The following is a 23,087-nucleotide window of genomic DNA, read 5'->3' as shown; positions in this document are numbered from 1 at the left end:
CAAAAAAAAGCCGGCTCAGCGCCGGCTTGATCTGTATTGGGGGAATTACCCTTCAGCAACGAGCACAGCAGGCAGCGTGTCGTCTTTGCGCAGGGTTAAAATCTCACAGCCGTTTTCCGTCACCACAATAGTATGCTCATACTGCGCGGACAAGCTGCGATCTTTGGTTTTTACCGTCCAGCCATCTTTCATGGTGCGGATGCGGTAATCCCCGGCATTGACCATCGGTTCTACCGTAAAGGTCATGCCCGCCTGCAGAACAACGCCGCCATCATCGGCATCGTAATGCAACACCTGAGGCTCTTCGTGGAACCCCTTGCCGATACCGTGACCGCAATATTCACGCACAACAGAGAAGTCGTTTGCTTCAACATACTTCTGGATAGCACGGCCCAGTTCGCGCAGGCGAATGCCGGGCTTAATCAGCCGCAGGGAAAGATAGAGGCTCTCCTGCGTGACGCGGCACAGGCGTTCACCCTGAATAGTCGGTTTACCGACGATAAACATCTTCGAGGTATCGCCGTGGTACTCATCTTTGATCACGGTGACATCGACATTGACGATATCGCCATCTTTTAACGGGCGATCATCGCTGGGAATCCCGTGACACACCACTTCGTTCACCGAGATGCAGACAGACTTCGGAAAGCCGTGATAGCCGAGGCAGGCAGAGACCGCCTGTTGCTTCTGCGTAATGTGTTCGTGGCAGATACGGTCCAGTTCACCCGTGGTCACACCCGGTTTAACATGAGGCTCGATCATCTCCAGCACGTCGGCAGCCAGTCGGCCCGCCACGCGCATTTTTTCGATTTCTTCAGGGGTTTTGATTGAAATTGACATTAAATTAATCCGCAGTTGTCGAAATTTTCGACAATAATAAGGTCTGTGCTGTCATGTTAACAGCCAGCAAATGGGCTGCCAAATAGAGAACGCGCTGGCGCTCTTCAGCGATCATTTATTGGCGTCCCATGGCGGTTTGTGATATAAAGCGCGCCGACGATTCTCTGTATGGCCGTTTCGGTCAGCAGGAAACGCATAACTCTCATTATGTGTAATAAAACACACATGTATCGACACATACGCCGGGGTGCCTTGAAAGAGGTCGGTCGTATGGGATACATGGAGGCCCAACCCCAATCAAACTTTAGAGGTTTTATCATGGCAACTGTTTCCATGCGCGACATGCTCCAGGCTGGTGTTCACTTCGGTCACCAGACCCGTTACTGGAACCCAAAAATGAAGCCATTCATCTTTGGTGCACGTAACAAGGTTCACATCATCAACCTGGAAAAAACTGTACCTATGTTCAACGAAGCTCTGGCTGAACTGAACAAGATCTCTTCCCGTAAAGGTAAGATTCTGATGGTAGGTACTAAGCGCGCTGCTGCCCAGGCAGTAAAAGAGTCTGCACTGAGCTGCGACCAGTTCTTCGTAAACCACCGCTGGTTAGGTGGCATGCTGACCAACTGGAAAACCGTGCGTCAGTCAATCAAACGTCTGAAAGATCTGGAGATTCAGTCTCAGGATGGTACTTTCGACAAACTGACCAAAAAAGAAGCGCTGATGCGTGCGCGTGAACTGGCCAAGCTGGAAAACAGCCTGGGCGGTATCAAAGACATGGGCGGTCTGCCAGACGCACTGTTTGTTGTTGATGCTGACCACGAACACATCGCAATCAAAGAAGCAAACAACCTGGGTATCCCGGTATTTGCTATCGTTGATACCAACTCTGATCCAGATGGCGTTGATTTCGTTATCCCAGGTAACGACGATGCGATCCGTGCTGTAAACCTGTACCTGACTGCCGTTGCGACGACCGTTCGCGAAGGCCGCTCTCAGGACCTGGTTGAGCAAGCTGAAGAAGCGTCTTTAGAAAACGCTTAATAAGGTTTGCTCTGCATAAGAGCCCTTAGCATTCAGATGTGATCTGTAAGGGGCCTATACTGGCCCCTTTATTTTATCTAAGTCTGTCACGCCCCCAACCGGACGGCGGGACAGAGTAAATTTTCCGCAAATAAGTGTCTGCTGGTGCAAACGTACTCAGGCACGAACCGAGGATTCTGGAATGGCTGACATTACCGCTGCATTGGTAAAAGAACTGCGCGAGCGTACTGGCGCTGGCATGATGGATTGCAAAAAAGCGCTGACTGAAGCGAACGGCGACATTGAGCTGGCGATTGAGAACATGCGTAAGTCTGGCGCAATCAAAGCAGCGAAAAAAGCAGGTAACGTTGCGGCTGATGGCGTAATCAAAACCAAGATCGTTGGCGACTACGGCGTGATTCTGGAAGTTAACTGCCAGACTGACTTCGTAGCAAAAGATGGTGGTTTCCAGGCGTTCGCAGACAAAGTTCTGGAAGCGGCTGCAGCGAATCGCGTAACCGACGTTGAAGTTCTGAAAGCGCAGTTCGAAGAAGAGCGCGTTGCACTGGTTGCTAAAATCGGTGAGAACATCAACATCCGTCGCGTTGCAATCCTGGAAGGCACAGAGCTGGGCAGCTACCTGCACGGCGCGCGTATCGGCGTTCTGGTTTCAGCGAAAGGCGCTAATGAAGATCTGATCAAACAGATCGCAATGCACGTTGCAGCAAGCAAGCCTGAATTCGTTAAGCCAGAAGACGTTTCTGCTGACGTGGTTGATAAAGAGTACCAGGTTCAGCTGGACATCGCGATGCAGTCTGGCAAGCCAAAAGAGATCGCAGAGAAGATGGTTGAAGGCCGTATGAAGAAATTCACCGGCGAAGTTTCTCTGACGGGTCAGGCTTTCGTTATCGACCCAAGCAAAACCGTTGGCCAGGCTCTGAAAGAGCAGGGCGCTGACGTAATCAACTTTATCCGCTTCGAAGTGGGTGAAGGCATCGAGAAAGTTGAGTCTGACTTCGCTGCAGAAGTTGCAGCAATGTCCAAACAGTCTTAATGCTTTGAAAGAACCGCCAGATGGCGGTTCTTTTTTGTCTGTGAAACGCAACAGACGATACGTTTTCAGTTTCATCCCAATAGCATTTTCTTTGCGGTAAGCGGATGATCGATCAGAATTTACTTCTCCTTTACACCCAATCTTCCAGGAAGAACTGACCATGGCGACCAACGCAAAACCTGTTTATCAACGTATCCTGCTTAAACTCAGCGGCGAAGCCCTGCAAGGCGCTGAAGGTTTTGGTATCGACGCGAGTGTGCTTGACCGTATGGCACAAGAGGTAAAAGAGCTGGTTGAACTGGGCATCCAGGTTGGCGTGGTGATTGGCGGAGGGAACCTGTTCCGTGGCGCGAGCCTGCAGCAGGCTGGCATGAACCGCGTCGTGGGTGACCACATGGGTATGCTGGCGACCGTGATGAACGGCCTGGCGATGCGTGATGCACTGCACCGCGCCTATGTGAATGCACGCCTGATGTCAGCGATTCCACTGAATGGCGTCTGTGACAACTACAGCTGGGCAGAAGCGATCAGCCTGCTGCGTAACAACCGCGTGGTCATCTTCTCCGCCGGTACCGGCAACCCGTTCTTCACCACTGACTCTGCGGCATGTCTGCGCGGCATTGAAATTGAAGCGGACGTGGTGCTGAAAGCGACCAAAGTTGACGGCGTCTACTCTGCCGATCCGGTGAAAAGCCCGGACGCGACGCTGTATGAGCAACTGACCTATGCGGAAGTGCTGGATCAGGAGCTGAAAGTGATGGATCTGGCGGCCTTTACCCTGGCGCGTGACCATAAATTACCTATCCGTGTTTTCAACATGAATAAACCTGGCGCACTGCGTCGCGTAGTGATGGGTGAAAAAGAAGGTACCCTGATTACGCATTAATACCCGAGGCGAGATAAAATAAGGTATATTCTGTCAGCGCGATGATAATGCATCGCGCACCAGTCAGGATTATCGATGCTTATCGATCCCGTTTCCGGTTATGCCGGAACTGGCCAGGTCAAACCGAATCCAAGGGTTTCAACGTGATTAACGACATCAAAAAAGATGCTGACACGCGCATGGAAAAATGCGTTGAAGCATTCAAAACTACCATCAGCAAAGTGCGCACCGGTCGTGCTTCACCTTCGCTGCTTGACGGCATCGTCGTCGAATATTACGGCACGCCGACGCCACTGCGTCAGCTGGCTTCTGTCACTGTGGAAGATTCACGCACGCTGAAAATTAACGTGTTTGATCGTTCACTGAGCCAGGCAGTCGAAAAAGCGATCATGAAGTCCGATCTCGGCCTGAACCCAAGTTCAGCCGGTACGGACATCCGTGTTCCGTTGCCTGCACTGACAGAAGAGCGTCGTAAAGATCTGATTAAAATCGTGCGCGGCGAAGCCGAGCAGGGCCGTGTGTCGGTACGTAACGTCCGTCGCGATGCCAACGATAAGATCAAAGCGCTGCTGAAAGATAAAGAGATCAGCGAAGACGACGAACGTCGTGCGCAGGATGAAGTACAAAAAATGACTGATGCGTACATCAAGAAAGTTGATGCTGCACTGTCAGAAAAAGAGACGGAGCTGATGGATTTCTAATCCCATCACTGCCGGAAAAAACGCCGTACAGAGAGGTATTCGTATGAATGCGACATCTGGCGGCGTTTTACATTGTGCCTGTCGGCACGCTGACTTCACACGGATAGCCTCATGAAGCGATTAACTCTGCTGGGATCCACCGGCTCGATCGGCACCAGTACGCTGGCGGTGGTTCGCGCCAACCCGGCGCTTTATCAGATCACGGCGCTGATTGCCGGTCATAACGTGGCGCTGATGGCCGAACAGTGTGCGGCCTTTACGCCACGTTACGCCTGCATGGCAGACGAGGCATCTGCCGCTGCGCTGCGTGAGCGACTGAGAGCAATCAGCGTCAATACTGAAGTGCTCTCCGGCGTTCAGGCAGCCTGTGAGCTGGCTGCGCTGGATGACGTGGATCAGGTGATGGCGGCAATTGTCGGTGCGTCAGGTTTGCTACCGACGCTGGCGGCTATTCGCGCCGGAAAAACGGTGCTGCTGGCCAACAAAGAATCGCTTGTCACCTGCGGCCGTTTGTTTATGGAGGCGGTGCGTCATCATAACGCACAGTTACTACCGGTCGACAGTGAGCATAACGCCATTTTTCAGAGTTTACCGGCTACCATCCAGCATCAGTTAGGTTACGCTGACCTGCGGGATAATGGGATTGAGTCGATTATCCTTACGGGATCGGGTGGTCCTTTTCGTGACACAGATTTAGCAGATCTCAGCGCCATGTCGCCGGATCAGGCATGTGCACATCCGAACTGGTCGATGGGGAGAAAAATCTCTGTTGATTCGGCCACCATGATGAATAAAGGTCTTGAATACATTGAAGCCCGTTGGTTGTTTAATGCCAGCGCAGCGCAGATGGAAGTGATCCTTCACCCACAGTCGGTGATTCACTCCATGGTGCGATACTGCGATGGCAGCGTGCTGGCTCAGTTAGGTTCTCCCGATATGCGTACGCCCATTGCTCACAGTATGGCCTGGCCTTCGCGCATCAATGCAGGCGTGACGCCGCTGGATTTTACCCGCATGTCGGCGCTCTCTTTTGCAGAACCTGATTTTAGTCGCTACCCCTGTCTGAAGCTGGCCATCGATGCCTGTGACGCAGGGCAGGCGGCGACCACCACGCTGAATGCTGCCAATGAGGTTGCCGTCGCGGCTTTCCTGAATCACCAGATCCGCTTCACCGACATTGCCGCCCTTAATAGTGCAGTGATGGCGGCACAAGTGTGTCCGGAGCCGGATTCGGTGGACGCTGTCCTTGAAATCGATCGGAGTGCGCGCGCGCTGGCGACAGAAATGTTGCCGCGCTTCACGTCGTGATGCCGATCGATATGAGGCCATTTGTTCGCTTCAGGTGAAAATGGTATAGTCGCTGGCTCGCGTTTCACGGTCTGTCACCGAATTCGGTGTGGCCCGGCACTCAGAGTGTGTCGGGATTTGAATCGGGCGCAATGTATTCAGAAACCACAGCATTTCTGATGAAAGGAATTGGTTAAGCGTTATGTCGTCTAACAATCAAAACAACACTGATGACCAGCAGGAACACGGTCCACGCCACGTCGCTATCATCATGGATGGCAACGGTCGCTGGGCCAAAAATCAGGGAAAATTGCGTATTTCAGGCCACAGAGCTGGCGTTAAATCGGTACGCCGTGCCGTCAGCTTTGCGGTAAGTAACAATCTTGAAGCCCTGACGCTTTACGCCTTCAGCAGTGAAAACTGGAGTCGTCCGGCGCAGGAAGTCACCGCGTTAATGGAACTGTTTGTCTGGGCGCTCGATAGTGAAGTGAAGAGCCTTCACAAACACAATGTTCGCTTACGCGTCATTGGCGATACCAGCCGTTTCAGCCCGCGTATTCAGGAACGTATTCGCCGTTCTGAGACGCTGACCGCAAATAATAGTGGCCTGACACTCAACATTGCTGCCAACTATGGCGGCCGTTGGGATATTATCGAAGGCGTGAAAAAACTGGCTGAACAGGTTCAGGAAGGATTACTGCGACCTGACCAGATTACCGAAGAGAGCCTGACGTCGCAGCTCTGTATGCAGGAGCTGGCGCCAGTGGATTTAGTGATAAGGACCGGGGGAGAGCATCGGATTAGCAACTTCCTGCTGTGGCAGATTGCCTATGCTGAATTCTATTTTACCGATGTGCTCTGGCCGGATTTCGATGAACACGTTTTTGAAGGTGCACTGAATGCATTCTCTCTGCGGGAGCGTCGTTTTGGCGGCGCTGCACCAGGCGGCGCCTGAGCAATCTGGGGGTAACCTTTGCTGAAGTCTCGTCTGATTACCGCGTTGATATTAATTCCGCTGGTAATAGCTGCACTGTTCTGGTTACCGCCTGTTGGCTTCGCCCTTACAACCATCGTTATCTGCATGCTGGCAGCCTGGGAATGGGGTCAGTTTGCAGGTATGGCATCACGTCAACAGCGTGTCTGGCTGGCTGTACTTTGTGGTCTGCTGCTGGCGCTGATGCAGTTTACGCTGCCACCTTATCAACACACGGTGCATCTGCCACAGATCGCGACATCGCTTTGGGCATCGCTGGTATGGTGGGTCGTTGCATTGCTGCTGGTGCTTACCTATCCCGCCTCTGCGGCCTTCTGGCGCCATTCGCGCCCACTTCGTTTACTGTTTGGCATACTAACGCTGGTACCCTTTTTCTGGGGTATGGTGGCGCTACGTCAGTATCACTATGAAACCGACCATTTCGCCGGTGCCTGGTGGCTGTTGTTTGTGCTGCTGCTGGTGTGGGGTGCCGATTCAGGTGCCTATATGTTTGGCAAGATGTTTGGTAAGCACAAACTGGCACCGAAGGTCTCACCGGGCAAAACCTGGGAAGGCTTCCTGGGCGGTCTGGTTTCATCGGCGCTGATTGCGCTGCTGTTTGCCTCGCTGGCTCCGCTGACGGTCTCAACGGGTACGCTGGTGATTTGCGCGGTTATTGCAACGCTGGCCTCCGTGCTGGGTGACCTCACTGAGAGTATGTTCAAGCGTGAAGCGGGCATCAAAGACAGTGGTAATCTGATCCCCGGTCATGGCGGCATGCTTGATCGCATTGATAGTCTGACTGCGGCGGTGCCGGTGTTTGCCTGTTTATTGCTGCTGGTGTTCCGCACCCTTTAAGGACAGGCAAAGATGTTGAGTATTCTCTGGAGTTTCTTCGCCTTTATCATTGCGCTGGGCGTGTTGATTACCGTTCATGAGTTTGGCCATTTCTGGGTCGCTCGTCGCTGTGGCGTCATAGTTGAGCGCTTTTCCATTGGTTTTGGTAAGTCGCTCTGGCAGCGCCGTGATCGCCACGGCACCGAATTTGTCATCGCGCTGATCCCCCTCGGCGGCTACGTTAAAATGCTCGACGAACGCGTCGAAAGCGTGCCCGCTGAGTTGCGTCATCAGGCTTTTAACAATAAAGCCATCTGGCAGCGCGCCTCAATCATTGCGGCAGGTCCTGTCGCGAACTTCATCTTTGCCATCTTTGCCTACTGGGTTGTGTTTATTCACGGCGTACCCGGTGTGCGCCCGGTAATCGGTGAAATTTTAAACGGTTCGGTCGCCGCAGAAGCTCAAATTACACCCGGCATGGAACTTAAGGCTGTTGACGGTATCGAAACGCCTGACTGGGATGCCGTGCGTATGGCATTGGTGGGTAAAATCGGCGACAGCAGCACGACGTTAACCGTGGCCCGGTTTGGCGAGGACGCGACCCAGCAGAAACAACTGGACTTGCGGAACTGGCAGTTTGAGCCTGATAAGCAGGATCCGATTGTTGCGCTAGGGATTCAGCCACGCGGTCCGCAAATTGAGACCACGCTGGCAGAAGTGCAGGCGAACTCGCCAGCCAGTGAAGCCGGTTTGCAAGCAGGCGACAGGATCGTTAAAGTCGATGGTCAGCCATTATCGCAGTGGCAGACTTTTGTCACTCAGGTCCGGGATAACCCCGGCAAAAGCATGGCGCTTGAGGTGGATCGCAGCGGTGAATCAATTGCGCTGACGATGACGCCAGAAGCCAAAGATGGCAGTAAAGCGGGCTTTGCGGGCGTGATTCCGCGCATTGTTCCGCTGCCAGAAGAGTACAAGACGGTAAGGCAGTATGGCGCGTTTGCGGCTATCGGTGAGGCCAGTGTAAAAACCTGGCAGCTCATGAAGCTCACCGTTTCCATGCTGGGCAAGTTAATAACCGGTGATGTGAAGCTGAACAACCTGAGCGGGCCAATTTCGATTGCGCAGGGTGCGGGATTGTCAGCAGAGTACGGGTTGATTTACTACCTGATGTTCCTGGCCTTGATTAGCGTCAACCTGGGCATCATCAACCTGTTCCCTCTGCCGGTTTTAGATGGTGGGCACTTGCTCTTCCTTGCGATCGAAAAGATCAAAGGTGGACCGGTGTCCGAACGAGTTCAGGACTTTAGTTATCGCATCGGTTCGATTTTACTGGTGCTGTTAATGGGGCTTGCACTTTTCAATGATTTCTCACGTTTGTAACCGCTGTAACGCGAACATTCGAGGGATGTGTTAGGAAAACGCATAACAACGATGGCGATGAAAAAGTTGCTCATAGCGTCGCTGCTGTTTAGCAGCGCCACCGTTTACGGTGCAGACGATTTCGTGGTGAAGGATATTCATTTCGAAGGGCTGCAGCGAGTCGCCGTCGGCGCGGCTCTGCTGAGCATGCCAGTACGGGTTGGCGATACGGTGAATGACGATGATGTCAGAAATACCATTCGCTCGCTGTTCGCTACTGGCAACTTTGAGGATGTTCAGGTCCTGCGAGACGGTACAACGCTGATTGTCCAGGTCAAAGAACGTCCTACCATTGCCAGCATTACCTTCACCGGTAACAAAGCGGTGAAAGAGGATCAGCTCAAACAAAACCTGGAAGCCTCAGGTGTGCGTGTCGGCGAAGCGCTGGACCGTACCACTATCTCTTCTATCGAGAAGGGACTTGAGGATTTCTACTACAGCGTAGGTAAATATACCGCTAACGTGAAAGCTGTGGTCACGCCACTGCCACGTAACCGTGTTGATCTGAAGTTGGTCTTTACAGAAGGTGTTTCTGCCAAAATTCAGCAGATCAACATCGTCGGTAATAAAGCCTTCAGTTCTGATGAACTCATTTCCCGTTTTCAACTGCGTGATGAAGTGCCATGGTGGAACGTCGTCGGCGATCGTAAATACCAGAAACAGAAACTGGCGGGTGACCTCGAGACCCTGCGCAGCTTCTATCTGGATCGCGGCTATGCACGCTTCAACATCGATTCGACGCAGGTTAGCCTGACGCCTGATAAAAAGGGCATCTACATTACGGTTAACATCACCGAAGGTGACCAGTACAAAATCGCTGGCGTGATCGTCAATGGCAGCATGGCAGGCCATTCCGCAGAAATTGAACATCTGACCAAAATTCCGGCAGGCGAGCTCTATAACGGCGCCAAAGTCACGAAGATGGAAGATGACATCAAGAAACTGCTGGGCCGCTATGGTTATGCCTATCCGCGTGTCGCCACACAGCCAGAAATTAACGATGCCGATAAAACCGTAAAACTGCACATCAATGTGGATGCGGGTAACCGCTATTACGTGCGTAACGTCCGCTTTGAAGGTAATGACACTTCAAAAGACTCGGTGTTACGTCGCGAAATGCGTCAGATGGAAGGCGCGTGGCTGGGCAGCGATCTGGTTGAACAGGGTAAAGAGCGCCTGAACCGCACCGGTTACTTTGAAACCGTTGATGTGGATACTCAGCGTGTGCCAGGTGCGCCGGACCAGGTTGATGTGGTCTACAAGGTTAAAGAGCGTAACACCGGTACCTTCAACTTCGGCGTCGGCTACGGTACCGAAAGTGGCGTGAGCTTCCAGGTTGGGGTAACCCAGGATAACTGGCTGGGCACCGGTAACACCGTGGGCATCAGCGGGACCAAAAACGATTACCAGACCTATGCTGAATTCTCGCTTACTGACCCTTACTTCACCGTTGATGGTGTGAGTCTGGGTGGTCGTCTTTTCTACAACGACTTCAAAGCGGATAATGCGGACCTCTCTGACTATACCAACAAAAGCTATGGTCTGGATGGCACGCTCGGCTTCCCGGTTAATGAAAACAACACCCTGCGTGTGGGTCTGGGCTATGTCCATAATGACCTGTCAAACATGCAGCCGCAGGTTGCGATGTGGCGTTATCTTGACTCGGTTGGTAAGCCGCAGCAGATCAATGATAAGGGCGAATTCTCAGCAGATGACTTCACCTTTAACTACGGCTGGACTTACAACACTCTGGACCGCGGCTTCTTCCCGACATCCGGTAACCGCACCAACCTGAATGGTAAGGTAACGATTCCAGGTTCGGATAACAGCTTCTATAAGGCCACGCTGGATAGTCAGCAATATGTGCCGATTAACCAGGATCGTACCTGGGTACTGTTGGGACGTGGTCGTGTGGGTTATGGCGATGGACTCGGCGGCAAAGAGATGCCGTTCTATGAGAACTTCTATGCTGGTGGTTCAAGCACGGTTCGTGGCTTCCAGTCCAACACCATTGGACCGAAAGCAGCCTACCTGAATAATAACTCGTCGAACTGTCGAATCGCTGATCCAAATGGCGTCTGTAAGTCTGACGATGCGGTGGGCGGTAACGCCATGGCGATTGCCAGCCTCGAGCTGATCACGCCAACGCCGTTCCTGAGCGAGAAGTATGCTAACTCGGTTCGTACCTCGGTGTTTGTCGATGCCGGTACCGCGTGGGATACCCATTGGGAAAATACGGCGGAAACGCGTGCGGCAGGCATTCCTGATTACAGCGATCCAAACAACATCCGTGTATCAAGCGGTGTTGCGCTGCAGTGGATGTCACCGCTCGGCCCGCTGGTGTTCTCTTACGCCCAGCCGTTTAAGAAAGTCGATGGAGACAAGTCAGAGCAGTTCCAGTTTAACATTGGTAAAACCTGGTAATGTTCTGAGCAAGGATGCATAGCTGAAGTATTGCTGCCGGGCAGCACTCGTTGCTGTTCCGGGGCAAACACTGTGTCGCTGACACAAACGTTGATGGTAAGGAGTTTATAGTGAAAAAGTTGTTGTGTGCCGCAGGTCTGGGTCTTGCTTTAGCGGTTTCCGCTGGTGTTCAGGCTGCCGACAAAATTGCAGTGGTAAACGTGTCCAGCATTTTCCAACAGTTACCGCAACGTGCGACTGTTGCTAAACAGCTGGAAAACGAGTTCAAAGGCCGTGCAACTGAGTTGCAGAGCCAGGAACGTGATCTGCAAACTAAAATGCAGCGTCTGCAGCGTGACGGTTCTACCATGAAGGCTAGCGAACGCAGCCGTATGGAAAAAGATGTCATGTCTCAGCGCGAAGCTTTCTCTTCAAAAGCGCAGTCTTTTGAGCAGGATAATCGCCGTCGTCAGATGGAAGAGCGTAACAAACTGCTGAGCCGTATTCAGGATGCCGTTAAGAAAGTCGCTGACAGCGATGGCTATGACGTCGTGATCGACGCTAATGCGGTGGCTTATGCATCAAACGCAAAAGACATCACTGCTGACGTGCTGAAACAGGTTAAATAATTCATGTCATCTATTCGACTGGCTGATTTAGCCCAGCAGTTGGATGCAGAATTGCACGGAGATGGCGATATCGTCATCTCCGGCATTGCTTCTATGCAATCCGCCACAACTGGTCAAATCACTTTTCTTGCAAACAGCCGTTACCGCGAGCAACTCGCCCTGATTAAGGCCTCAGCCGTGGTGCTGACGGAAGCGGATCTGGAGTGGTGCAATACCGCAGCGCTGGTAGTAAAAAATCCCTACCTGACTTATGCGCATATGGCACAAATACTCGATACCACCCCACAGCCAGCGCAGAATATTGCCCCTGGCGCGGTGATCGACCCCTCAGCCCGACTCGGCAGCAACGTCGCCATTGGCGCCAATGCAGTGATCGAAGCGGATGTTGAGCTGGGCGACAACGTGGTGATTGGTGCAGGATGTTTTGTGGGCAAAAAAACCCGTATCGGCAGCGGGACCCGACTCTGGGCGAATGTCTCTGTTTATCACGAGATCGTCATCGGCCAGGATTGTCTGATTCAGTCAGGTACTGTGATTGGTTCTGATGGTTTCGGTTACGCCAACGATCGCGGTAACTGGGTGAAAATCCCGCAGTTAGGCGCGGTAATTATCGGCGATCGCGTCGAAATAGGTGCCTGCACCACCATCGATCGCGGTGCGCTTGATAACACTCTGATCGGCAATGGTGTTATCATAGACAACCAGTGCCAGATCGCTCACAACGTAGTTATTGGCGACAATACTGCGGTTGCAGGCGGTGTGATCATGGCGGGTAGTTTGAAAATTGGACGTTATTGTATGATTGGCGGTGCCAGTGTCATTAACGGCCATATGGAAATCTGTGACAAAGTAACGGTGACCGGTATGGGTATGGTCATGCGTCCTATCACAGAGCCGGGCGTTTATTCGTCAGGTATTCCGCTGCAACCCAACAAAACCTGGCGTAAAACTGCAGCGCTGGTGATGAACATCGATGATATGAGCAAACGCTTAAAAGCCATCGAGCGCAAAGTCGGCAAAGACGACTAACCGCCATCCCAAAACTGACCGGCTTTCATAATAAAAATGTTAAGCAGGGAAGCCCGGCGCCACAGAACCTATTTGCGGCCTGCGGAAGATCATTTTGATCTGTGCAGGCCGTGTTATTGATGTCATCAGATTTTTAGGACAGGAAGAGTATTTTGACTACTGAAACTCATACTCTGAAAATTGAAGAGATTTTAGAGCTGCTGCCGCACCGCTATCCGTTTCTGCTGGTAGATCGCGTGCTCGAATTTGAAGAGCACAAATACCTGCGTGCAGTGAAGAACGTTTCTGTTAATGAACCGTTTTTCCAGGGGCACTTCCCTGGTAAACCGATTTTTCCTGGCGTTCTGATCCTGGAAGCGATGGCGCAGGCTACCGGTATTCTGGCGTTTAAAAGCGTAGGTAAACTGGAGCCAGGCGAACTCTATTACTTTGCCGGTATCGACAGTGCCCGCTTCAAGCGCCCTGTGGTACCAGGTGACCAAATGATCATGGAAGTCACTTTCGAGAAAACCCGCCGTGGTCTGACTCGCTTTAAAGGCGTGGCGACTGTCGACGGTAAAATCGTTTGTGAAGCGACCATGATGTGTGCCCGCAGCCGGGAGGCATAATTCGTGATTGATCCAACAGCCACTATCCATCCCAGTTCTGTCATCGAAGAGGGCGCTATCATTGGCGCCCGTGTTCACATTGGCCCGTTTTGCTTTATTGGCGCGAATGTTGAGATCGGTGAGGGAACGGTACTGAAGTCACACGTTGTGGTAAACGGCCACACGCGTATCGGTAAAGATAATCAGATCTATCAGTTCGCCTCGATTGGTGAAGTGAATCAGGATCTGAAATATGCCGGTGAGCCAACACGGGTAGAGATCGGAGATCGCAACCGCATCCGTGAAAGCGTGACGATCCATCGCGGCACCACTCAGGGTGGCCATGTCACCACTGTGGGCAGCGATAATCTGCTGATGGTGAATGTCCACATCGCGCATGACTGCGTGATTGGCAACCGCTGTATCTTCGCCAACAACGCTACCCTGGGTGGCCATGTCACGGTCGATGATTTCGCCATTATTGGCGGCATGACAGCGGTACATCAGTGGTGCATCATCGGTGCTCACGTGATGGTAGGTGGCTGTTCCGGCGTGGCGCAGGATGTGCCACCTTACGTTATTGCGCAAGGCAACCACGCTACGCCGTTCGGGATCAATATCGAAGGTCTTAAACGCCGTGGCTTCAGTAAAGAGTCGTTGCACGCGATTCGCAACGCCTACAAGCTGCTCTATCGCAGCGGCAGAACGCTTGAAGAAGTGAAGCCGGAGATCGAAGCCATCGCGCAGCAGCACAGCGAAGTGCAGCCTTTCTACGACTTCTTCACCCGTTCAACTCGTGGATTAATTCGTTAATACCATGTCAGCGCGTCCTTTAACGATTGCCCTGGTCGCCGGAGAAACCTCCGGCGATATTCTTGGTGCAGGTCTGATTCGAGCCCTCAAAACCCGCCACCCTGATGCACGCTTTGTCGGCGTGGCGGGACCACTGATGCAGGCAGAAGGGTGTGAAGCCTGGTATGAGATGGAAGAGCTGGCGGTAATGGGCATCGTTGAGGTGCTGGGTCGCCTGCGACGTCTGCTGACAATCCGCCGTGATCTCACGCAGCGCTTTACCGAACTCAGACCTGATGTCTTTGTCGGCATTGATGCGCCCGATTTTAATATCACGCTGGAAGGCAATCTCAAACAAACGGGCATTCGCACTATCCACTATGTCAGTCCATCAGTGTGGGCATGGCGTCAAAAACGCGTGTTTAAGATTGGTCGTAACACCGATCTGGTGCTCGCCTTCCTGCCGTTTGAAAAAGCCTTCTACGATCGCTATAACGTTCCCTGCCGCTTTATCGGTCACACCATGGCGGATGCCATGCCGCTGCAACCTGATAAACTGGCTGCACGCCGTCATCTCAACATTGCCGATGATGCGCTCTGTCTGGCCCTGCTGCCCGGCAGCCGGGGTGCGGAAGTGGAAATGCTCAGCGCTGATTTCCTTAAAACAGCTCAATTGTTGCGTCGTCACTATCCGGCGCTGGAAATTGTGGTGCCGCTGGTTAACGCGCGTCGCCGCGAACAGTTTGAGAAGATCAAAGCCGAAGTCGCTCCCGAGCTGCCGATGCATCTGCTGGATGGTCAGGGACGTGAAGCAATGATTGCGAGCGATGCCGCACTCCTGGCGTCCGGTACTGCCGCACTGGAGTGCATGCTGGCAAAATGCCCCATGGTCGTCGGGTATCGCATGAAGCCGGCCACTTTCTGGCTGGCTAAACGGCTGGTGAAAACGCCTTACGTCTCGCTGCCAAACCTGCTGGCAGGGCGAGAGCTGGTCAACGAGTTACTGCAGGATGAGTGCCAGCCTGAAGCCCTGGCCGCGGCATTAGATCCGCTGCTGCATACCGGACCCGAGCGCGAAACATTGCTGCAGACGTTTCATGAATTACATCAACAGATCCGCTGGAACGCCGATGAGCAGGCAGCGGATGCGGTACTGGAGCTGGTGAATGCCTGATTTTATTTATCCTGTCGCCAGACTGATTGCCGGAGTGGACGAAGTGGGTCGTGGTCCGCTGGTCGGCGCGGTGGTCACTGCTGCTGTGATCCTCGATCCGGCAAACCCGATTACCGGCCTGGCTGACTCGAAGAAGCTGTCGGAAAAACGCCGCCTGGCCTTGTACGACGAAATCAAAGAGAAAGCGCTGGCATGGAGTCTGGGGCGTGCAGAACCCGAAGAAATCGATCAGCTCAACATTCTTCACGCTACCATGCTGGCGATGCAGCGTGCCGTTGCTGGCCTGAGTATTCAGCCCGACTATGTGTTGATTGATGGAAATCGTTGCCCGGCACTGGCTATGCCTTCTCAGGCCGTCGTCAAAGGGGATAGCCTGGTTGCCGAAATCAGTGCGGCATCGATCATCGCCAAAGTATCGCGTGATCGGGAAATGGCCGAACTGGACCTGCTGTTCCCGCAGTATGGTTTTGCGCAGCACAAAGGTTATCCGACGGCGCTGCATATGGAAAAACTGACGCAATATGGCGTCACGCCGCACCACCGTCGCAGTTTTGCGCCCGTACGCAATGCGCTGCTCGATGCTGAAGTACTGGCTGCCCGCCAGACCCTTACGCTTTAATAGCCTGACGCTGTTTTAACCGGAAACTGATATGGCTGAACCCCGTTTTATACATCTGCGTGTCCACAGTGACTATTCTATGGTTGATGGCCTGGCGAAAACCGGGCCGTTGATCAAGAAGGCGGCAGCCCTTGGCATGCCTGCGATAGCGATTACCGACTTCACTAACCTCTGTGGCCTGGTGAAATTTTACGGTGGTGCACACAGCGCAGGGATAAAGCCGGTCATTGGTGCTGATTTCAACGTTGCCAGTGAGCTGATGGGCGATGAACTGACACAGCTTACTGTGCTGGCATCCAGCAATATTGGATATCAGAATCTGACGCTGCTGATCTCCCGCGCCTATCAGCGTGGTTATGGCGTCGACGGCCCCATCATTGATCGCGACTGGCTGATTGAATTGCAGGAAGGATTAATTCTGCTGTCGGGTGGACGCCGTGGTGATGTGGGTCGCAGCCTGTTGCGCGGCAACAATGCCCTGGTTTCGCAGTGTCTTTCGTTTTATCAGCAGCATTTTCCCGACCGCTACTATCTGGAGCTGATTCGTACCGGTCGTCAGGACGAAGAGAGCTATCTGCATGCGGCAGTTGAACTGGCGATCGCAGAGGGGATACCGGTCGTTGCCACCAATGAAGTCTGTTTTATCAATGCAGAAGACTTCGATGCGCATGAAATTCGTGTTGCCATTCATGATGGCTATACGCTGGATGATCCCAAGCGTCCGCGCAACTACAGTCCTCAGCAATATATGCGCAGCGAAGAGGAGATGTGTGAGCTGTTTTCGGACATCCCGGAAGCGCTGGAAAACAGCGTAGAGATTGCTAAGCGTTGTAACGTGACGGTGCGACTGGGCGAGTATTTCCTGCCGCAGTTCCCGACCGGCGACATGACTACTGAAGATTATCTGGTGGTGAAATCCCGTGAGGGCCTGGAAGAGCGTCTGGCGTTCCTGTTCCCGGACGAAGCTGAACGTCTGGAGAAACGTCCGGAATATGATGAGCGTCTGGAGATTGAGCTCACCGTTATTAACCAGATGGGATTCCCTGGTTACTTCCTGATCGTAATGGAGTTCATCCAGTGGTCCAAAGATAACGGCGTGCCGGTCGGGCCGGGTCGTGGCTCCGGTGCTGGTTCATTGGTGGCCTATGCGCTGAAAATCACCGATATCGATCCGCTGGAATTTGACCTGCTGTTCGAACGTTTTCTGAACCCGGAACGTGTCTCGATGCCCGACTTTGACGTCGACTTCTGCATGGAGAAGCGCGATCAGGTGATCGAACACGTCGCAGATATGTATGGACGTGAAGCGGTTTCCCAGATTATTACCTTCGGCACCATGGCGGCCAAAGCAGTCATCCGCGATGTGGGCCGTGTGCTGGGTCATCCTTACGGCTTTGTCGATCGCATTTCAAAACTGATCCCACCCGATCCCGGCATGACGCTGGAAAAAGCGTTTATCGCTGAACCGCAGCTTCCTGCGATGTATGACGCAGATGAAGAGGTTAAAGCGCTGATCGACATGGCGCGTAAGCTGGAAGGGGTTACGCGTAACGCCGGTAAACATGCAGGTGGCGTGGTCATTGCGCCTACGAAGATCACCGATTTTGCGCCGCTCTACTGCGATGAGCATGGGCAGTTCCCGGTCACCCAGTTCGATAAAAATGACGTGGAATATGCTGGCCTGGTGAAGTTCGACTTCCTGGGTTTGCGTACGCTGACGATCATCGACTGGGCACTGAAGATGATCAATCCGCGCCGGGAAAAGCAGGGTCTGGAGCCGATCGACATCGCTTCTATCCCGCTGGATGATAAGAAAAGTTTCGACATGCTACAGCGCTCGGAAACCACTGCGGTATTCCAGCTTGAATCGCGCGGCATGAAAGACCTGATTAAGCGTCTGAAGCCTGACTGCTTTGAAGATATGATCGCACTGGTGGCGCTGTTCCGTCCCGGTCCACTCCAGTCGGGCATGGTAGATAACTTCATCGACCGTAAACATGGCCGTGAAGCGATCTCTTATCCTGATATCCAGTGGCAGCACGAAAGTCTGAAGCCAGTGCTGGAGCCAACCTACGGCATCATCCTCTATCAGGAACAGGTGATGCAGATTGCCCAGGTTCTCTCCGGTTACACCCTGGGTGGTGCAGATATGCTGCGTCGCGCCATGGGTAAAAAGAAACCCGAAGAGATGGCCAAACAGCGTTCCGTATTCCGTGACGGCGCCGAAAGCATGGGTATCGACGGCGAACTGTCGATGAAGATCTTCGATCTGGTAGAAAAATTTGCAGGTTATGGCTTTAACAAGTCACACTCTGCGGCTTACGCACTGGTTTCCTACCAGACGCTGTGGCTGAAAGCGCACTATCCGGCAGAATTCATGGCGGCGGTAATGACCGCCGATATGGATAACACCGAGAAAGTGGTTGGTCTGGTCGATGAGTGCTGGCGGATGGGGCTGAAAGTCCTGCCGCCCGATATTAACTCCGGTCTTTATCCCTTCCACGTCAATGACGCGGGTGAGATCGTCTACGGAATCGGCGCGATCAAAGGCGTGGGTGAAGGCCCGATCGAAGCAATCATTGATGCCCGTAATGAAGGCGGCTATTTCCGCGAGCTGTTTGATCTCTGCGCCCGTACCGACACCAAAAAGATCAACCGTCGGGTGATGGAGAAGCTGATCATGTCCGGGGCATTTGATCGCCTTGGACCGCATCGTGCGGCGCTGATGAGTTCACTCAGTGACGCGTTAAAAGCCGCCGATCAGCATGCGAAAGCCGAAGCGATTGGCCAGGCGGATATGTTTGGCGTGCTGGCAGAAGAGCCTGAGCAGGTTGAGAAGTCGTATGCCAGCGTCGCGCCATGGCCTGAACAGGTGCAGCTGGATGGCGAGCGGGAAACGCTGGGGCTATACCTTACCGGCCATCCGATTAATCAGTATCTGAAAGAAATTGAGCGTTACGTTGGCGGGGTGCGGCTGAAAGATATGCATCCAACCGATCGGGGTAAAATTACAGTGGCGGCCGGTCTGGTGATCGCCGCACGGGTAATGGTCACCAAACGCGGCAACCGAATTGGTATTTGTACTCTTGACGATCGCTCCGGTCGTCTTGAGGTGATGTTATTTACCGATGCGTTAGATAAATACCAGCAGTTGCTGGAGAAAGACCGAATCCTGATCGTTAGCGGACAGGTCAGCTTTGATGACTTCAGTGGTGGGCTTAAAATGACCGCTCGTGAAGTCATGGACATCGACGAAGCTCGCGAAAAATACGCGCGCGGACTTGCTATCTCGCTGACGGACAGGCAAATTGATGACCAGCTATTAAACCGGCTCCGTCAGTCCCTGGAACCTCATCGATCAGGGACTATTCCGGTGAATCTCTACTATCAGAGAGCCGACGCGCGAGCGAAGCTGCGCTTTGGTGCAGCGTGGCGAGTTTCGCCCAGCGATCGTTTACTTAACGATCTGCGCTCGTTGATTGGATCGGAGCAGGTGGAACTGGAGTTTGACTAGAACAGGAACATTATGAGTCTTAATTACCTGGATTTTGAACAGCCAATTGCAGAACTGGAAGCGAAGATTGATTCGCTGACCTCAATTGGTCGTCAGGATGATAAACACGTTAATCTGGATGAAGAAGTTCAGCGTCTGCGTGAGAAAAGCGTTGAGTTGACCCGTAAAATCTTCGCCGATTTGGGCGCATGGCAGATTGCTCAACTGGCGCGTCATCCGTTACGTCCTTACACGTTTGACTACGTTCGCAATGCCTTCGACGATTTCGATGAGCTGGCAGGCGACCGTGCTTATGCGGATGACAAAGCGATTGTGGGCGGGATTGCGCGTCTTGATGGACGTCCGGTGATGATCATCGGGCACCAGAAAGGCCGTGAAACCAAAGAGAAGATTCGCCGTAATTTCGGCATGCCTGCACCGGAAGGCTATCGCAAAGCGCTGCGCCTGATGGAGATGGCTGAGCGTTTCAAAATGCCAATCATCACCTTCATCGACACACCGGGTGCGTATCCTGGTGTGGGCGCGGAAGAGCGTGGGCAGTCTGAAGCGATCGCCCGTAACCTGCGTGAAATGTCTGGCCTGAAAGTACCGGTCATCTGTACGGTGATTGGAGAGGGCGGTTCAGGTGGTGCGCTGGCGATTGGCGTGGGCGATAAAGTGAATATGCTTCAGTACAGCACCTATTCAGTGATCTCGCCGGAAGGCTGTGCCTCGATTCTGTGGAAAAGCGCAGACAAAGCGCCGCTGGCTGCTGAAGCGATGGGCATTACCGCTCACCGTCTGAAAGAGCTGAAGCTGATTGACTCAGTGATCCCTGAGCCGCTGGGTGGCGCACATCGCCGTCCGGTTGATATGGCGCAGTCACTTAAGCAGCAGCTGCTGGCTGACCTGGCCGATCTCGATGGATTAAGCACTGAAGAGCTGCTGGATCGTCGTTATCAGCGCCTGATGAGCTACGGCTACGCCTGATTTAGCCTAGCCTCATCAACAAAAGCGGACTCCGGTCCGCTTTTTTTATGCCGCCGTTTTTCTCTGCATCCTGTCCGAGGCCTTTCAGTCTCATCCGATCGTCCCCTTGCTACACCTTCCCCTGGTTAGCGGTTATGCTTGTCCGGTTGCACAACAATCACGGAGATGGGCATTGAATATTCTGGCGATCATGGGCGCGCACGGCGTGTTTTACAAAGATGAACCGTTACGCGAACTCGACGCGGCGTTAAATCTGCAAGGCTTCCAGCTGCTTTACCCGAAAAACAGTGACGATTTGCTTAAACTAATCGAACACAATCCGCGTATCAGCGGTGTCATCTTCGACTGGGACACGCACAACAGTCCGGAACTGTGCGGTGAGATTAATCAGCTCAACGAATACCTGCCACTGTATGCCTTTATCAACACCCACTCGCAGATGGACATCAGCATCAATGAGATGCGCATGCCGCTGCACTTCTTTGAGTATGCGCTGAATGCTGCCGACGATATTGCGCTGCACATCCGGCAGTATACCGATGACTATCTTGACCACATTACGCCACCGCTGACCAAAGCGCTGTTCACCTATGTGAAAGAGGGCAAGTACACCTTCTGTACGCCGGGACATATGGCGGGCACCGCGTTTCAGAAGAGCCCGGTAGGCTGCCTGTTTTATGATTTCTTCGGGGCCAATACCCTGAAGTCAGACATCTCAATTTCCGTTACTGAGCTGGGGTCGCTACTGGATCACACGGGTCCGCATCTTGAAGCCGAAGAGTACATCGCTCGTACTTTTGGCGCCGAGCAGAGTTACATGGTGACCAACGGCACCTCAACGTCGAACAAAATTGTCGGCATGTATGCCGCACCAGCGGGCAGCACTGTGCTGATCGATCGTAACTGCCACAAGTCGCTAACTCATCTGCTGATGATGAGCGATCTGGTTCCGATCTGGCTGAAGCCGACGCGCAATGCGCTGGGGATTCTTGGCGGTATCCCAAAGCATGAATTTACCCGCGAGAGTATTACGCAGAAGGTGGCGACGACAGAGCGCGGCACCTGGCCGGTTCATGCGGTGATCACCAACTCCACTTACGATGGTCTGCTCTACAACACCCAGTACATCAAAGAGACGCTGGATGTGCCGTCGATTCATTTCGATTCTGCCTGGGTGCCTTACACTAATTTCCATCCGATCTACGCCGGTAAAAGCGGCATGAGTGGTGACCGCATACCGGGAAAAGTGGTGTATGAAACGCAATCGACCCACAAATTGCTGGCGGCGTTTTCGCAGGCGTCCATGATTCACATTAAAGGCGACTACGACGAACAGACGTTTAACGAAGCCTACATGATGCACACTACCACTTCGCCTAATTACGCCATTGTCTCTTCGATTGAAACTGCTGCGGCGATGCTGCGCGGTAATCCCGGCAAGCGACTGATCAATCGCTCGGTGGAGCGCGCGCTGCATTTTCGTCGTGAGATCCAGCGCCTGCGCGAAGAGTCCGACAGCTGGTTCTTCGATATCTGGCAGCCGGAACAGATCGACGAAGCGCAGTGCTGGGCGATCCAGCCCGGTGAAGAAGAGTGGCACGGATTTACTCAGGCCGATCGCGATCACATGTACCTCGATCCGATCAAAGTCACTATCCTGACGCCGGGTATGAGCGAGCTGGGAGAGATGGCAGACGAGGGGATCCCGGCGGCGCTGGTGGCGAAGTTTCTTGATGAGCGCGGCATCGTGGTAGAGAAAACGGGCCCCTACAACCTGCTGTTCCTGTTCAGTATCGGCATCGACAAAACTAAAGCGATGAGCGTACTGCGCGGTCTGACCGAGTTTAAACGCGCCTACGATCTCAATCTGCGGGTGAAGAATATGCTGCCGGATCTCTATGCCGAAGATCCCGACTTCTATCGCAATATGCGCATTCAGACGCTGGCGCAGGGGATCCATCAGCTGATCCGCCATCACGATTTGCCGCGTCTGATGCTGCAGGCGTTTGATGTGCTGCCCGAAATGAAGATGACGCCGCATCAGGCGTTTCAGCAACAGGTGAAGGGCAACATCGAAACGGTGGATCTCAGTGAACTGGTCGGGCGGGTATCAGCCAACATGATCCTGCCTTATCCACCAGGCGTTCCACTGGTGATGCCGGGAGAGATGATCACCGAAAAGAGCCGTGCCGTGCTCGATTTCCTGCTGATGCTGTGCAGTATTGGCCGGCATTATCCGGGTTTCGAAACGGATATTCACGGTGCCAGCCTGACGGAAGAAGGCGAGTACCGCGTCCGCGTGCTGAAAAACGATCCCGCATAAACCTTTAAACGACCAACAGCGGCAGGGT

Annotated in this window: 19 protein-coding genes; 18 read left to right on the top strand and 1 reads right to left on the bottom strand. The window is 53.2% G+C overall.

Annotation, left to right across the window (positions count from 1 at the left end):
* Nucleotides 1–45: 45 nt before the first annotated feature.
* Complete coding sequence (gene map, locus ACR8BF_RS15445; RefSeq protein WP_314985584.1) at nt 46–840, bottom strand: type I methionyl aminopeptidase; 795 nt, start codon at nt 838–840, stop codon at nt 46–48.
* Nucleotides 841–1,158: 318 nt separating this feature from the next.
* On the opposite strand from map, the gene rpsB reads away from it, so the two are divergent.
* From rpsB to ACR8BF_RS15355, 18 genes are all read left to right on the top strand, one after another.
* Nucleotides 1,159–1,884, top strand: a complete 726-nt coding sequence (gene rpsB, locus ACR8BF_RS15440; RefSeq protein ID WP_179897857.1) for a 30S ribosomal protein S2 — start codon at nt 1,159–1,161, stop codon at nt 1,882–1,884.
* 181 nt (nt 1,885–2,065) lie between these two features.
* Nucleotides 2,066–2,917: a translation elongation factor Ts gene (tsf, locus tag ACR8BF_RS15435; protein ID WP_434745232.1), complete on the top strand. Its 852-nt coding sequence runs from the start codon at nt 2,066–2,068 to the stop codon at nt 2,915–2,917.
* A gap of 160 nt (nt 2,918–3,077) precedes the next feature.
* The gene (gene pyrH, locus ACR8BF_RS15430; protein ID WP_010254099.1) at nt 3,078–3,803 is read left to right on the top strand and encodes a UMP kinase; all 726 of its coding nucleotides are present in this window, start codon (nt 3,078–3,080) and stop codon (nt 3,801–3,803) included.
* A gap of 143 nt (nt 3,804–3,946) precedes the next feature.
* Nucleotides 3,947–4,504: a ribosome recycling factor gene (gene frr / locus ACR8BF_RS15425; protein WP_033731632.1), complete on the top strand. Its 558-nt coding sequence runs from the start codon at nt 3,947–3,949 to the stop codon at nt 4,502–4,504.
* Between the two features lie 111 nt (nt 4,505–4,615).
* Nucleotides 4,616–5,812, top strand: a complete 1,197-nt coding sequence (ispC, locus tag ACR8BF_RS15420; protein WP_434745231.1) for a 1-deoxy-D-xylulose-5-phosphate reductoisomerase — start codon at nt 4,616–4,618, stop codon at nt 5,810–5,812.
* A 181-nt stretch (nt 5,813–5,993) separates the two neighbouring features.
* On the top strand, nt 5,994–6,746 hold the full coding sequence (gene ispU, locus ACR8BF_RS15415) for a (2E,6E)-farnesyl-diphosphate-specific ditrans,polycis-undecaprenyl-diphosphate synthase (protein WP_179897776.1): 753 nt from the start codon (nt 5,994–5,996) through the stop codon (nt 6,744–6,746).
* A gap of 18 nt (nt 6,747–6,764) precedes the next feature.
* Nucleotides 6,765–7,622: a phosphatidate cytidylyltransferase gene (gene cdsA, locus ACR8BF_RS15410; RefSeq protein ID WP_292985620.1), complete on the top strand. Its 858-nt coding sequence runs from the start codon at nt 6,765–6,767 to the stop codon at nt 7,620–7,622.
* A 12-nt stretch (nt 7,623–7,634) separates the two neighbouring features.
* The gene (gene rseP, locus ACR8BF_RS15405) at nt 7,635–8,981 is read left to right on the top strand and encodes a sigma E protease regulator RseP (RefSeq protein ID WP_434745230.1); all 1,347 of its coding nucleotides are present in this window, start codon (nt 7,635–7,637) and stop codon (nt 8,979–8,981) included.
* 51 nt (nt 8,982–9,032) lie between these two features.
* Entirely contained in the window at nt 9,033–11,444 is a 2,412-nt protein-coding gene (gene bamA, locus ACR8BF_RS15400; RefSeq protein ID WP_179897782.1) for an outer membrane protein assembly factor BamA, read from the top strand.
* A gap of 110 nt (nt 11,445–11,554) precedes the next feature.
* Nucleotides 11,555–12,052 carry a molecular chaperone Skp gene (gene skp, locus ACR8BF_RS15395; protein ID WP_099257551.1) on the top strand — a complete coding sequence of 166 codons (498 nt, stop codon included), beginning with the start codon at nt 11,555–11,557 and terminating at the stop codon, nt 12,050–12,052.
* A gap of 3 nt (nt 12,053–12,055) precedes the next feature.
* Nucleotides 12,056–13,081, top strand: coding sequence for a UDP-3-O-(3-hydroxymyristoyl)glucosamine N-acyltransferase (gene lpxD / locus ACR8BF_RS15390; protein ID WP_179897784.1), 1,026 nt, complete (start codon nt 12,056–12,058; stop codon nt 13,079–13,081).
* Nucleotides 13,082–13,233: 152 nt separating this feature from the next.
* On the top strand, nt 13,234–13,689 hold the full coding sequence (gene fabZ, locus ACR8BF_RS15385; protein WP_003852639.1) for a 3-hydroxyacyl-ACP dehydratase FabZ: 456 nt from the start codon (nt 13,234–13,236) through the stop codon (nt 13,687–13,689).
* Nucleotides 13,690–13,692: 3 nt separating this feature from the next.
* Nucleotides 13,693–14,481, top strand: a complete 789-nt coding sequence (gene lpxA / locus ACR8BF_RS15380) for an acyl-ACP--UDP-N-acetylglucosamine O-acyltransferase (RefSeq protein ID WP_003852636.1) — start codon at nt 13,693–13,695, stop codon at nt 14,479–14,481.
* Between the two features lie 4 nt (nt 14,482–14,485).
* The gene (gene lpxB, locus ACR8BF_RS15375; RefSeq protein ID WP_434745229.1) at nt 14,486–15,634 is read left to right on the top strand and encodes a lipid-A-disaccharide synthase; all 1,149 of its coding nucleotides are present in this window, start codon (nt 14,486–14,488) and stop codon (nt 15,632–15,634) included.
* On the top strand, nt 15,627–16,253 hold the full coding sequence (rnhB, locus tag ACR8BF_RS15370; RefSeq protein WP_434745228.1) for a ribonuclease HII: 627 nt from the start codon (nt 15,627–15,629) through the stop codon (nt 16,251–16,253). The genes lpxB and rnhB overlap by 8 nt, the downstream gene beginning before the upstream one ends.
* Nucleotides 16,254–16,284: 31 nt before the next feature.
* On the top strand, nt 16,285–19,767 hold the full coding sequence (dnaE, locus tag ACR8BF_RS15365) for a DNA polymerase III subunit alpha (protein WP_434745227.1): 3,483 nt from the start codon (nt 16,285–16,287) through the stop codon (nt 19,765–19,767).
* Between the two features lie 12 nt (nt 19,768–19,779).
* Nucleotides 19,780–20,736 (top strand): acetyl-CoA carboxylase carboxyl transferase subunit alpha, encoded by a 957-nt coding sequence (accA, locus tag ACR8BF_RS15360; RefSeq protein ID WP_003852630.1) that lies wholly within the window; start codon nt 19,780–19,782, stop codon nt 20,734–20,736.
* Between the two features lie 172 nt (nt 20,737–20,908).
* Nucleotides 20,909–23,059: a lysine decarboxylase LdcC gene (locus ACR8BF_RS15355; protein ID WP_292985639.1), complete on the top strand. Its 2,151-nt coding sequence runs from the start codon at nt 20,909–20,911 to the stop codon at nt 23,057–23,059.
* Nucleotides 23,060–23,087 lie beyond the last annotated feature (28 nt).

The sequence above is a fragment of the Candidatus Pantoea rara genome, assembly GCF_051136265.1.
Lineage (GTDB): Bacteria > Pseudomonadota > Gammaproteobacteria > Enterobacterales > Enterobacteriaceae > Pantoea > Pantoea rara.
The sequence above is the reverse complement of the archived record's forward strand: the minus strand, read 5'-3'. Positions and strand labels throughout refer to the sequence as shown.

Coding starts and splice junctions, on each gene's coding strand:
- map (WP_314985584.1), bottom strand. CDS start 840: ATGTCAATTTCAATCAAAACCCCTGAAGAAATCGAAAAAATGCGCGTG.
- rpsB (WP_179897857.1), top strand. CDS start 1,159: ATGGCAACTGTTTCCATGCGCGACATGCTCCAGGCTGGTGTTCACTTC.
- tsf (WP_434745232.1), top strand. CDS start 2,066: ATGGCTGACATTACCGCTGCATTGGTAAAAGAACTGCGCGAGCGTACT.
- pyrH (WP_010254099.1), top strand. CDS start 3,078: ATGGCGACCAACGCAAAACCTGTTTATCAACGTATCCTGCTTAAACTC.
- ispC (WP_434745231.1), top strand. CDS start 4,616: ATGAAGCGATTAACTCTGCTGGGATCCACCGGCTCGATCGGCACCAGT.
- ispU (WP_179897776.1), top strand. CDS start 5,994: ATGTCGTCTAACAATCAAAACAACACTGATGACCAGCAGGAACACGGT.
- rseP (WP_434745230.1), top strand. CDS start 7,635: ATGTTGAGTATTCTCTGGAGTTTCTTCGCCTTTATCATTGCGCTGGGC.
- bamA (WP_179897782.1), top strand. CDS start 9,033: ATGGCGATGAAAAAGTTGCTCATAGCGTCGCTGCTGTTTAGCAGCGCC.
- lpxD (WP_179897784.1), top strand. CDS start 12,056: ATGTCATCTATTCGACTGGCTGATTTAGCCCAGCAGTTGGATGCAGAA.
- lpxB (WP_434745229.1), top strand. CDS start 14,486: ATGTCAGCGCGTCCTTTAACGATTGCCCTGGTCGCCGGAGAAACCTCC.
- rnhB (WP_434745228.1), top strand. CDS start 15,627: ATGCCTGATTTTATTTATCCTGTCGCCAGACTGATTGCCGGAGTGGAC.
- dnaE (WP_434745227.1), top strand. CDS start 16,285: ATGGCTGAACCCCGTTTTATACATCTGCGTGTCCACAGTGACTATTCT.
- accA (WP_003852630.1), top strand. CDS start 19,780: ATGAGTCTTAATTACCTGGATTTTGAACAGCCAATTGCAGAACTGGAA.